General features: G+C 72.0%; 5 protein-coding genes. All 5 read right to left on the bottom strand.

Translation table 11 applies throughout. The features are described 5' to 3' along the window. Nucleotides 1–44 precede the first annotated feature (44 nt). The 5 genes from HNQ70_RS17385 to HNQ70_RS17365 all read right to left on the bottom strand — a co-directional run bounded on the left by HNQ70_RS17385 (nucleotide 45) and on the right by HNQ70_RS17365 (nucleotide 12,961). Nucleotides 45–599, bottom strand: a complete 555-nt coding sequence (locus tag HNQ70_RS17385) for a TetR/AcrR family transcriptional regulator (protein WP_183970138.1) — start codon at nucleotides 597–599, stop codon at nucleotides 45–47. Further along, the gene (locus HNQ70_RS17380) at nucleotides 596–2,122 is read right to left on the bottom strand and encodes an efflux transporter outer membrane subunit (RefSeq protein ID WP_183970461.1); all 1,527 of its coding nucleotides are present in this window, start codon (nucleotides 2,120–2,122) and stop codon (nucleotides 596–598) included. Before HNQ70_RS17380 ends, HNQ70_RS17385 begins: the two co-directional genes overlap by 4 nt. Before the next feature lie 89 nt (nucleotides 2,123–2,211). Beyond that, nucleotides 2,212–5,334 carry an efflux RND transporter permease subunit gene (locus HNQ70_RS17375; protein ID WP_183970136.1) on the bottom strand — a complete coding sequence of 1,041 codons (3,123 nt, stop codon included), beginning with the start codon at nucleotides 5,332–5,334 and terminating at the stop codon, nucleotides 2,212–2,214. A gap of 1 nt (nucleotide 5,335) precedes the next feature. Beyond that, the gene (locus HNQ70_RS17370) at nucleotides 5,336–6,523 is read right to left on the bottom strand and encodes an efflux RND transporter periplasmic adaptor subunit (RefSeq protein ID WP_183970134.1); all 1,188 of its coding nucleotides are present in this window, start codon (nucleotides 6,521–6,523) and stop codon (nucleotides 5,336–5,338) included. A gap of 120 nt (nucleotides 6,524–6,643) precedes the next feature. After that, complete coding sequence (locus tag HNQ70_RS17365) at nucleotides 6,644–12,961, bottom strand: Hpt domain-containing protein (protein WP_183970132.1); 6,318 nt, start codon at nucleotides 12,959–12,961, stop codon at nucleotides 6,644–6,646. Nucleotides 12,962–12,971: the final 10 nt, after the last annotated feature.

The following is a 12,971-nucleotide window of genomic DNA, read 5'->3' as shown; positions in this document are numbered from 1 at the left end:
ATCCGACTCTGTGGATCGGAGAAACAGAGCCGCTGGCCGCGCCCTCAGGCCGCGCGCCGCCGCGTGCCGTCCAGCAGCACCCCCAGCACCGACTCGGTCACGCTCGCAGGCGCCAGGCGGCCGGCGCGCACCGACTCCGCCGAGGCGACCAGCAGCGCGCCCGTGGCGTCCAGCATCCAGCGCGCAGGCAGGTCGACGCGGAAGACGCCCTCCTCCTGGCCGCGCCTGAACATCGCGAGCAGGCGCTGGCGGTGCGGCTCCCAGCGCGCATCGGTGGCGGCGCTCGCGCCGCAAGGCTCGCCGCGGTCGGTGGCCAGGAAGAGATGCAGCGAGCCCTGCGGGACGGACTCCGCCACTAGCCGCGCCAGCGCTTCGTCGGCCGGGCCGCGCTCCAGGTCGGCGCGCTCGATCGCCTGCATCGCGGCTTCGAGCGCGTACTCGAGCACCGCGCAGACCACTGCGTCGCGGCTTGGGTACATCCGGTGCAGCGTGGCGCGGCTGACGCCGACCGCCTGGGCCACCTGCTCCATCGGCAGCCGGGGATGCTCGGCGAGAACCGCTGCGAGCGCCTCCAGAAGCCGATCCCGGTCGATACTCACGAGGCGGTTCCCGACGGCGCGGCCCCCTGCCCGCCGGGCACCGCAGCAGCCCCCTTCGCATCACCCGCGGCAGGGGCCGCGGCCGGGCTGCGCTCCAGCCAGCCGCCGCCCAGCACCTTGTAGAGCTCGACGAGGTTCGCCGCCTGCGCAACCCGCGCGCCCAGCAGCGCCTGCTCGGCGCCAAGCAGCGAGCGCTGCGCATCCAGCCACTGCAGCTGGCTGTCGACGCCGCCGCGGTAGCGCAGCTCGGCGAGCTCCAGGCTGCGCGCCGCCGCGGCCACCTGGGCCTGGCGGGCGGCGAGCCGGGAACCGATGGTGCTGCGGGCGGCCAGCGCGTCGGCCACTTCGCGGAAGGCCAGCTGCACGGTCTTCTCGTAACCGGCCACCGCGAGATCCCGGCGCACCTCGGCCAGGTCCAGCCCCGCCTGGTTGCGGCCGCCGTCGAAGATCGGCAGGGTGATCCTGGGCAGGAAGCTCCAGATGCCCGAGCCGCCGCCGAACAGGCCGTCGAGGTCGCTGCTGGCGGTGCCCACCGCGCCGGTCAGCGTGATGCGCGGGAAGAAGGCCGCGCGCGCCGCGCCGATGCTGGCGCTGGCGCCGCGCAGCCGCTCTTCGGCAGCGAGGATGTCGGGGCGCCGCTCGAGCAGCGCCGAGGGCAGTCCGGCCGCCGGGGCCTGGGGCAGCGCCACCGCAGCGAGCGGCTTCACGCCCAGAGAGGCATCGTCAACCGGCTGGCCGACCAGCAGCTCCAGCGCATTGCGGGCCTGCAGGCGATCGCGCTGCGCATCGGCGCGATCGGCGCGCGCGCTCTCGACCAGGCCCTCGGCCTGGCGCACTTCGAGCTCGCTGGCGGCGCCGCCGTCGTAGCGCAGACGGATCAGCCGCAGCGAATCCTCCCGAGCCTGCAGCGTGCGGTCCAGCAGGGCCAGCTGCTCGGATGCGGCAAGCCCGCTGACCCAGGTGCCGGCGACCTGCGCCACCAGCGCGATCTGCGCCGCGCGGCGCGCCTCGGCAGTGGCCAGATACTCGGCCAGCGCCGCTTCGCCGAGGTTGCGCACCCGGCCGAAGAAGTCCAGCTCGAAGGCGCTGATGCCGATGGTGGCGTCGTACTGCTCGGCGACCCTCGAGCTGCCGCTCGGCGAGAGATCGGCCGGCACCCGCTGGCGCGTGGCGCTGGCGCCCGCGCCGATGCCGGGCAGCCGGTCGGCACGCTGGATGCCGTACTGCGCGCGCGCCGCCTCGATGTTGAGCACCGCCATCCGCAGGTCGCGGTTGTGCTCCAGCGCCCGCGCGATCAGCTCCTGCAATGCCGGCTCGGCGTAGAACTCGCGCCAGCCGATGTCGGCGGCCGCGACGGCTTGCGCCTCGGCCGCGGCGCCGGCGCGCTGCACGGCGGCGGCGTCGCGCCACTCCGCCGCCACCGGCGCCACCGGCCGCTCATGCACCGGCGCGAAGGAGCAGCCCGCCGCCAGCAGCGCCGCCGCGATTGCGGCCAGCGGCGCGCGCAGCCCGGTCGCGGGCATCGCGCCGCGGCCTTCGCCGCTGCCGCTGCGCCGACCCGTCATCGGCTCCCCTGCCTCGATTCCCCGCTTCATGCTCGAATTCCCTTGCATCAGACCTTCTCCCCGGCCGCGGCGCGTGCCTTGCCGCCGAACAGCCGCTGCACCACCACGAAGAACACCGGCACCAGGAACACGCCCAGCACCGTGGCCGCAATCATGCCGCCGATCACGCCGGTGCCGATGGCGCGCTGGCTCGCCGAGCTTGCGCCGGTGGCGATCGCCAGCGGCACCACGCCCAGGATGAAGGCCAGCGACGTCATCACGATCGGACGGAAACGCAGCTTCGCCGCCTCCACCGTGGCCTCGGCAACGCCCATCCCCTGCGCGACCAGATCCTTGGCGAACTCTACGATGAGGATCGCGTTCTTGGCCGACAGGCCGATGATCGTGATCAATCCCACCTTGAAGAAAACGTCGTCCGGCATGCCGCGCAGCGTGACCGCGAGCACCGCGCCGACCACGCCCATCGGCACCAGCAGGATCACCGAGAACGGAATCGTCCAGCTCTCGTAGAGCGCCGCCAGCACCAGGAACACCACCAGCAGCGCCAGGCCCATCAGCAGCGGCGCCTGGGCGCCCGACTGACGCTCCTGCAGCGACTGCCCGGTCCACTCGAAGCCGACCCCCGCCGGCAGCTCGGAGATCAGCCGCTCCATCTCCTCCATGCCCTGGCCGGTGCTGTAGCCCGGCTTGACGTCGCCGGAGATCCGGTACGACGGATAGCCGTTGTAGCGCACCAGCTGCACCGGGCCGGTGGTCCAGGAAGTGCTGGCGAAGGCCGACAGCGGCACCATGGCGCCGCGGGTGCTGGCGACGTTCAGGTTCAGCAGCGCCTCCGGCGTCATCCGCGCGTCGACGTCGGCCTGCACGATCACCCGCTGCATGCGGCCCATGTTGGCGAAGTCGTTGATCACCGCGGAACCCAGCGCGGTCGACACCGTCTGCGAGATCCGCTCGAAGGGCACGCCCAGCGCGTTGGCCTTGTCGCGGTCGATGTCGAGCTGCAGCTGCGGCGCGTCCTCCAGGCCTTCGACCCGCGCATAGGCGAGCACCGGGTTGCTGGCGGCCGCCCCCAGCAGGCGGTTGCGCGCCTCCAGCAGCGCCTCGTGGCCCAGCCCGCCGCGGTCCTGCAGGCGCAGCGAGAAGCCGCTCGCGCTGCCGAGCTCGGGAATGGCCGGCGGCACCAGCGTGTACATCTGCGCGTCCTTCACACCCATGAACATCGCGCCGTTGGCCCGGTTGGCCTCGGCCGACGCGGACTCGTCAGGGCCGCGCTCGGACCAGTCCTTGAACACCGTGAACGCAAGACCGGCGTTCTGGCCCATTCCCGAGAAGCTGAAGCCGCTGATCGCAACGATGTTCGCCACCGAGGGACGCGACATCATGTAGCCCTCGAGCTGGGCCAGCGCCTCGCGGGTGCGGCCGGTGGTGGCGCCCGCGGGCAGCTGCACGTCGGTGATCGTGAAGCCCTGGTCCTCGACCGGCAGGAAGGACGAAGGCAGGCGCATGTAGGTGTAGCCCAGCACTGCGATCAGCGCGAGGTACAGCACCATGCCGCGGCCGGTGCGGCGCACCAGTCCGCCCACGCTGCGCTCGTAGCCCACGGTGGTGCGCTGGAACCAGCGGTTGAACCAGCCGGAGAAGCCCTTCTTCTCTTCGTGGTGCCCGGCCGGGATGGGCTTGAGCAGCGTGGCGCACAGCGCAGGCGTGAGCGACAGCGCGAGGAAGCCCGAGAACAGGATGGAGGTGGCCATCGACAGCGAGAACTGCCGGTAGATGACGCCCACCGAGCCGGACATGAAGGCCAGCGGGAAGAACACCGCCGCCAGCACCAGCGTGATGCCGACGATCGCGCCGGTGATCTGGCCCATCGCCTTGCGCGTGGCCTCCTTGGGCGACAGCCCCTCGGTGGCCATGATGCGCTCGACGTTCTCGACGACCACGATCGCATCGTCGACCAGGATGCCGATGGCCAGCACCATGCCGAACATGGTCAGCACGTTGATCGAGAAGCCCGCTGCCAGCATCACCGCGAAGGTGCCCAGCAGCGCGATCGGCACCACGATGGTCGGGATCAGCGTGTAGCGCAGGTTCTGCAGGAACAGCAGCATCACCAGGAACACCAGCACCATCGCCTCGGCCAGCGTCTTGAGCACCTGCTGGATCGAGATCTTCACGAAGGGCGCGGTGTTGTACGGGGTGTCGTACTCGACGCCGTCGGGGAAGTAGCGCGACAGTTCGTCGAGCTTGGCCTCCACGCCATCGGCGGTGGCCAGCGCGTTGGCGCCCGGCGCAAGCTGGATCGCGATCGCCGCGGTTTCCTTGCCGTTGAGGTGCGCGCCGAACTGGTAGGTTTCGCCGCCCACCTCGACGCGCGCGACGTCGCGCAGGCGCACCTTGGAGCCATCGGGGTTGGCGCGCAGCACGATCTCGCCGAACTCCTCGGGCGAGCCCAGCAGGCCCTTGACGATCACCGAGGCGCTGATCTGCTGCGTGCTGGTGGCCGGCTGATCGCCGAGCATTCCCGCCGGCACCTGGGTGTTCTGCGCCGAAATGGCCTGGTTGACCTCCTGCGCTGACAGGCCGTAGCCGACCAGGCGCTCGGGATCGATCCAGACGCGCATCGCGCGCTCGGCGGCATAGAGCTGCGCCTTGCCCACGCCCGGCACGCGGCGGACTTCGTTGATGACGTTGCGCGTGATGTAGTCGGCCAGCCCCAGCTGGTTGAGCCGCCCGTCCTTCGACGACAGCGTGACCACCATCAGGAAGTTGCTGCTCGCCTTCTCCACCTGCAGGCCCATCCGCATCACCGCCTGCGGCAGCCGCGACTCGGCCTTCTTGATGCGGTTCTGCACGTCGACCATCGCCAGGTCGGGATCGATGCCCGGCGCGAAGGTGGCGGAGATGGAGGAACGACCGTAGGAGTTGCTCTGCGACTCGTAGTAGAGCAGGCCCTTGGCGCCGTTGAGCTCCTGCTCGATCAGGCTGGTGACCGCCTGGTCGACGGTCTGCGCGGACGCGCCCGGGTAGACGGCCGAGATCTCGACGCTGGGCGGCGCCACGCTCGGGTACTGCGAGATTGGCAGGCTGGGGATGGCCAGGATCCCCGCCAGGATGATGAACAGCGCCACCACCCAGGCGAAGATTGGCCGGTCGATGAAGAAACGCGGCATGTCAGGCTCCCGGCTTTTCGGCGGCCGGGGCGGCGGGGCTGCGGCTCCACGGAGTCGGCTGCACCGGCGCCCCCGGGCGGATCTTCTGGAAGCCCTCGACGACCACGGTGTCGCCGGCCTTCAGGCCTTCGCGCACCACCCATTCGTCGCCCACCGCGGCGCCGGTCTTCACCGGGCGCGGCACCGGCTTGTTCTCTGCGTCCAGCACCCAGACGCTTGCGCCGCCGTCGGTGGAACGCTGCACCGCCTGCTGCGGCACGCGAAGCGCCCCTTGCTCCACCCCCTGCTCCAGGCGCACGCGGACGTACATGCCGGGCAGCAGCCGCCGCTCGGGGTTGGCGAAGCGGGCGCGCAGCGTCACCTGGCCGCTGCTGCGGTCCACCTCTGCGTCGGAAAACAGCAGCGTGCCCGCGAGCGGATACTCGGTGCCGTCATCCAGCACCAGCTTCACGCGCCCGGCCGCATTGCCCGCGTCGGAGATCTCGCCGCGCTCGAAGGCCTCGCGCAGCCGCGTGAGTTCCGAGGCAGGCTGGGTGAAGTCGGCATGGATGGGATCGATCTGCTGGATGCGCGCCATCGGCGTGGCCTCGCCCTGGCCGACCAGCGCGCCCTCGGTGACCAGCGCGCGGCCGATCCGGCCGGCGATCGGCGCGTTGACGGTGGCGTAGCCCAGATTCAGCCGGGCGCGGTCGCGGGCGGCGCGCTGCGCGGCCACTTCGGCGTCGGCCAGCTTGAGCGCGGCGGCTGCGTTGTCGTACTCCTGGCGGCTCACCGCGTTGGCCTTCACCAGCGGTTCGTAGCGGCGCACCTGCACCAGCGCCAGCTCGCGCGAGGCCTCGGCGCGCTGCAGGCTGGCGGTGGCCGCCTGCAGGTCGGCGCGCAGCGGCGCGGGGTCAATGCGGAACAGCACCTGCCCCGCCTTCACGTCGCTGCCCTCGCGGAAGCTGCGCTCCAGCACCACGCCGGGCACGCGGGCGCGCACCTCGGCCACGCGCACCGATTCCAGCCGGCCCGGCAGCTCGCTGGTGACCGTGGTCGCCTGCGGCGCCACCTGTATCACGCCAACAGGCGCGGGCGGGGGCGCGCCCCCGGGGCCGGCGCCCTGGTCGCCGGAATTGCAGCCTGCAAGCAGCGCGGCGATCGAGAGCGCCAGCGCGGGAAGGCCGAAGCGGAGGTTCTTCGGTTGCATGTGGTCTTGTCCGAGGGGGTTAATACGGAATCATATCACTTGAGACAGTTTTGTCTCACAGAAAAGAAAATAAAGACGGCCGGGGGAGCCGGCCGTCGGGAAGAGGGGGCGGCTGGCGCCTCAGCCGGCGATCGCCTTGCGACGATTGGCGGTGAAGCCGGCCACCTGCTCCAGCAGCTGCGTCTCGCCGTAGGGCTTGCCCAGAAAGACGTTCACGCCCAGCGACATCGCGTGGTTGCGGTGCTTGTCGGCGGTGCGCGAGCTGATCATCACGATCGGCACCTCGCGCAGGCGCTCGTTGCCGCGCAGGTGGCGGGCCAGGTCGAAGCCGTCCATGCGCGGCATCTCGATGTCCAGCAGCATCACGTCGGGCACCGTGTCCTCCAGCTGGCGCAGCGCGTCCACGCCATCCTTGGCGAGCATCACCTGGTAGCCCTCGCGCGCCAGCAGGCGCTGGGTCACCTTGCGCACGGTCACCGAGTCGTCCACCACCATCACCACCGGCGGCAGTGCCTCGGCCATCACCGCGGCGATCGACGGAGCCTTCACCACCCGGTCGAGCACCTCGCCGGCCGCCACCTGGGCCAGCGCCACCGGGTTGACGATCAGCACGATGTCGCCGTTGCCCAGCACCGTGGCGCCGGTCACGCCGCGCACGCGAGCCGCCTGCGGGCCGACGTTCTTGACCACCACCTCCTGGTTGCGCGTGACCTCGTCGCAGTGCAGCGCGATGCGCTGGTGACCGGAGCGCAGCACCAGCACCGGCGAGTAGTGCTGCGCCACCGGGTTCAGGTCCGGCATCTCGACCAGCGAGCCGAGGAAGAAGAGCGGCACGCGCGTGCCCTGCCATTCCACCGAGCGCTCCGCATAGGCGGAGGCGAGCGCTTGCGGCTTGAGCTGCAGCAACTGCTCGACGCTGGACGAGGGCACGGCGAAGCGCGCCTTGCCCGCGCTCACCAGCACCACCTGCGACACCGCCAGCGTGAGCGGCAGGTGGATGGTGAAGCGCGTGCCCTGACCGGGCATGGACTCGGTCTCGATGCGCCCGCCCAGCGAGGCCACCTCGGAACGCACCACGTCCATGCCGACGCCGCGGCCGCTGATCTCGGTGACGGTGTCGGCGGTGCTGAAGCCCGGCGTGAAGATCAGGTCGCCGAGCTCGCCGGCGCCGAGCTGCGCGTCCGGCGCGATCAGGCCGGCGGCCAGCGCGCGGGCGCGGATGCGCTCGGCGTCCAGGCCGCCGCCGTCGTCGGCGAAGGACAGCACGATCTCGCGGCCCTCCTGGCGCACCTCCACCGAAATCTCGCCGGTCTCCTGCTTGCCGGCGGCCACGCGGCGCTCGCGCGGCTCGATGCCGTGCGCCACCGAGTTGCGCAGCAGATGCTCGATCGGGCCCGCCATGCGTTCCAGAACGCTGCGGTCGATCTCCACGGTGGCGCCGCGGATGTCGAGGTTCACTCGCTTGTCCAGCTCCTTGGCGGCCTGACGCACCACGCGGTAGAGCCGGTCGCCGATGGAGCCGAACTGCAGCATCCGCACCCGCATCAGGTTCTGCTGCAGGTCGCGCAGCACCTGGCCCTGCCGGTGCAGGTCCTTGGACGAATCCTCCAGCGTGCGGATCGCGTTGTGCTGCACGGTGGCCACGTCGTTGACCGACTCGGCCAGCATCCGCGTGAGCTCCTGGAAACGCGTGAAGCGGTCGAACTCGAGCGGGTCGAAGTCGCGATCGTCGTCGCGGCGCTGCGCGATGCGCGCCTGGATCTGCGACTCGGCCTGGATCTCGATCTCGCGCAGCTGCGAGCGCAGCCGCGCGACGTTCTCGGTGAGGTCGGCGAGCGACTGGCGCAGGCCGGTGAAGCCGTTGTCCAGCCGCGAACGCGCGATGGACGCCTCGCCGGCCTCGTTGACCAGCCGGTCGAGCAGGTCGGCGCGAACGCGGACCATGGGATGGGCGCGCTGAGCGGCTGCGGGCTCGGCGCTGGCCGCGGGCACCGTAGTCGCGGCGAAGCGCGCAGGCTCAAGCGATGAGCCTGGATCGGAGACGCCATCGGCGGGCGATGCGAGCGGCGCCCCGCCGCCAGCGGCGGGCGCGGAGAACGCTGAGGGCGCGGCATCTGCAGAAGAGGCCGTGACTTCCGACGCTGCGACGGCGGACGCGCCGGCAGCAGGCGCCTCGAGAGCAGTCGACGCGGGCGCCTGCTCCTGCAGTACAGCGGCGGCGGCGGCCTGCTCCGATGCCGCCGAATCGGCCGCCCCGACCGGCTGCGCCTCCAGCGGACCCGGCCAGGACCTCAGCGCCTCGAAGCACGCCACCGCGGCGTCATGCTCGGCAACCAGCTCGTCGATCATCGCCACCGGCGCAGCGGCCAGGCCGGCGAGCGCCTCGACGCGGGTCTCGATGTCATGCACCCGCTGGCCCAGCACCATCGCGCCAGCCATGCGCGCGCTGCCCTTGACGGTGTGCAGCTGGCGCATCAGCTTCTGCGGCAGCGACGCGTCGGCGGGCCGCTGCTGCCAGGCCCGCAGGTTCTCGCCGATCTGCGGCAGCTGGTCCTCGGCCTCCTCGATGAACACCGGCAGCAGGTCCGCGTCGATCTCGTCGACCGTCAGCACCGCCGCGGCTGCATCGTCGTCGTGGCCGTCCTCGCCGGCGCCAAAGCCTTCCGGTGCGGAAAACGACGCACCCGCCGGCTCGCCGCCCCACTCTCCGGAAAAGGAGGCCTCGGCCTCTGCGGAATCCGCGTACTCGTGCCCTTCCTCGGGCGCCAGCGGAGCCTTGAGCTTGGCGCGCCACCAGGCGGCCAGCGCGGCGATCGCCTCGAACGCCAGCGGCTCGTCGCGCGGCTCGGCACCCGCGGCGAACTGGTGCAGCATCGCCTGCATCCGCTCGACCGCGTCGGAGACCACCTGCAGCTCCGCAGGCTCCGGAACCTCGCTGCAGGCGCGCTGCGCCTGCATGAAGGCCTCCAGGCGTTCGGCGATCCGGTGCACGCCGTCGAGCTGGACGACGCTGGAGCTGCCCTTGAGCGAGTGCGCGGCACGCGTGCCGTCGCTGCTTGCGCCGCGGGCCGGATTGGCGCGCCAGGCGAAGACGTCGTCGGTCAGCCGCCCGATCAGGTCGTCGGCTTCCGACAGGAAGATCGTGTAGAGCTGCCGGCTCAGTTCGCGCGCGCCGATTGTGACTACGTCGGGAAGCTCGACGGATTCGGGCGGCGACGTGACTGCCGCGGGCTGCGACGTGACTGCCCCGGGCTGCTCGGTGAATGCCTCGGGCTGCGTGAAGGTTTCGCACTGCGGATCAGACAGGGAGTTGTCCGCCTCGGCCGGCGCGACGGCGCCGAGTTCCACCTCCTCGATGTCGCCGAGGTCCACGTCGGCGTCGAAGAAACGGATGGCGTCCGCCTCGACGGTGGCTTCCTGGCCGTCAGCCGGCAGCGCTTCGGCCGGCAGCGCTTCGGCCAGCGATGCGTCGGCCAGCGATGCGTCGGTCTGCGATGCCTCGATCTGCGTTGCCTCGGCCCGCGGTGCCTCGAACGCTTCTTCGTGAAACTCGAAGGCGCCCAGGACCTCGACAACGTCTGCCGTGTCTTCGAGGGCGGCCGCATCGACTGCGGCTTCGCCCGGCAATTCGGCAAGCGTCAGCGCATCCGCTTCTGCCGCACCAGCGCCCGCTTGTGCCGGGGCTTCCGTCGCCGCCGTCGCCGCCGTCGCTGCCGCCTCTGCCTCCGCTGCCTCCGCTGCCGCCACTTCCCTCGCATCAGCCATCGCCTGCGCCGGATCGCGTCCCTCGCGCACCGCATCGGCATGCGCAACCAGCACTCGCGGCGCGATCGCCGCTGCGCTGGCCGGATCGGCGCGCAGCTCGGCAACCCACTGCGCCATCCGGGCCACGGCGTCGTCGATCAGCGCATACAGCGGCTCGTCGCCCGGGCGCTCGTCGGCCAGCCACTGGTTCAGCGCCTGCTCCAGCGCCCAGCCTGCCTCGCCGAACGGCATCAGGCCGACCATGCGGCTCGAGCCCTTCAGCGTGTGGAAACCGCGGCGGATGGTGGTCAAATACTGAGCATCCGAAGGCGTGGCGATGGACAGTGCGGCATGCTCCTCGATCGCGGCGAGCACCTCCTCCGCCTCGCCGAGGAATATCTCGAGCAGCTCGCTGTCGACCGCGGCCTCGTCGGCGGGCATCGGCGCGCTCGGCACGACGGCCACCGGCAGCGCGATCCCGGCCGCCTCCAGGGCCTTCGCCAGGCGGGCCGCATCAACGTCGCCCGGCGCGCCAAGCAGCGCCAGCGCCTCGTCGGCGCCATGACGTCGGTCGGCGCGGTCGAGCAGCATCGCCGCATCGCGCACCCGCGCCAGGGTCTCGCGCATTGCGCCGCGCAGCACCGCGTCGCCGGGGCGCTCTGCCAGCGCGACGAACAGGCTGGCCGCCTCGTCCGCATGCATTTCCAGGACGGACTCGGCCGAGGGCTGGCTGGCGTCGACGTCAGCAGCGGCGGCGGCGTCCGCGTCGCGGTCCGCCCGTGACCCGGCGCCCTGCGAATATTCCGACAAAGATTCCCACAAGGCGTTCGACGCAGCGTGCGCCGAAGCCCCTTCCGTCACCGCCTGAGCGAACGCGCCCTCCCGCTCCCCGCCAACCGCACCCGCACCTATGCCCGAATTTCCACCTGCGCCTGAATCTCCACCCGCACCTGCACCCGCCGCCCCCACCGCCCCCACCGCCCCGCCCGCCCGCGCTACCCGCGCCTGCGTCAGATGGGCATGGAAATCGCCGCTGGCCTCGTCGTACTCGAAGCGGCCCGACTGGCGGTCCGGGCGCTGCAGGCCCTCGACGAAGAAACCGATCGCGCCCACGCTCGATGCGATCCGCTCGAAGCCCTCCGGGTCGGCCGCCGACGCGTCGCCATTGGCAAGCGCGGCGACCCGCACCGCCACCGACTCGGCGCCGGCGGCGGCGCCCTCATGGCCCAGCAGGCGCAGCGCGCCGGCCACCTGATGCAGCGCGCGCACGCAGCCCGGCAGGCCTTCGCGCTGGGACTGGTCGCGGAAAAAGGCGTCCAGCGTCTTCTCCACTGCGCGCAGGTTGTTCCCGGTCTCGGCGACGAAAGCGATCATCGTCATCCGGTCCTGGGCGGCGCGGCTCAGGCTGCGCAGCCACTCGGGCATCTCGGCGTCGAACGGGCCGTCGCCGGCGAAGGCGACGCCCAGCCGGCGCGCCATCTCGTGGCCGTGGCGGTCATGGTCGGAGCCCGGCCGGGCGCCGTCCTCGAGCGCCTGCTCGGCGAACAGGATCGCGGTGGCCAGCTCCAGCGACAGCGCCTCGCCCAGCAGCCCCTCGCGATCGCCCAGCCGCGCGCGCACTTCAGCGAAGGCACGCCCGAGCGCCCGCAGGCCCTCGGTGGGCATCTGCTGGACGTTGTCGCAGAACGCGTCCACGGCCTGGCTAAAGGCGGCGAGCTCGGCGGCGTTGCCGCGGGTGACCTTGTCGAGCGCGGAGCGCGCGCGGCCGATCGCCTCGCGGGCGGCGCGCACCACGCGCGCGTCCAGGCGGCCGTAGCTCGGCTCCTCGTAGCCCTCCGGCACCGCGCCGTCCAGACCGAAGCCCGCGCGCACCGCCGCCACCCGCGGCGTGTTCGCCTGCACCCCGGCCAGTCCGAACAGCATCTCGCGGGTGAGCTGCCCGGCCACCGGGGCGCGCTCCTCGATGGTCTTGCGCAGCTGCAGGTTCAGCCGCCCGAGCAGGCGCTTGAGCGTCACGTCCACCGGCAGCGCGCCGGCCGACAGCGCCTCGAACCAGGCCTGCGCCACCCACCAGAAACTGCGATTGGCCGCGCCCACCTGCGAAGCGCCAACCGCGTCGATCGACGCGCCCATCGCTGCGGCGCCTGCAGCAGCGTCGGCGCCGCGCATCACCTGCAGCAGCCCGCGCTCGAAGCCGGCGCGCGCAGCGGCCAGCTCGGCGGGCTCGGCCTGGCGGAAGCCGCCCTCGGGCTGCGGCGGCCGCGCCGAGGACAGGTCGGGGAAGAACAGGTCGGCCGGATGGATGCGGTCGGCGCGGCGCGCCTCCAGCAGCCCCTTGTAGTAAGGGTAGAGCAGCAGCGGCTGGTGCGGCACGCCGGCCAGCAGGGTCTCCAGGTGCTCGACCAGCGCCTGGAAGGCGCGCGACAGCCGCGAGACCAGCTTGCCGCTGAGCAGCACCTCGCCGCGCTCGACCGCATCCAGCAGACGCTCGGCCTCCTCGGTGAGCAGCGGCACGCCCTCGATCGCCACCACCTGCAGCGCGCCGTGCGCCTGGTGCAGGCTGGCCCGCGCGGAGCGCAGCGAAGCCAGGTCGTCGTCCTCGGAGGCGAGCTGGCGCTCGAGCAGCCGGTCGGCGTGGGCAAGCGCCTCGCGGATCTCGCCGAGGCACCAGGAAAGGGTCACGAGATCGGCCATCTGTCTGTTC

The organism is Quisquiliibacterium transsilvanicum (assembly GCF_014202215.1).
In the GTDB taxonomy this organism is placed as follows: Bacteria; Pseudomonadota; Gammaproteobacteria; order Burkholderiales; family Burkholderiaceae_E; genus Quisquiliibacterium; species Quisquiliibacterium transsilvanicum.
Note: the sequence above shows the minus strand (reverse complement) of the source record. Positions and strands in the feature narration are given on the sequence as shown.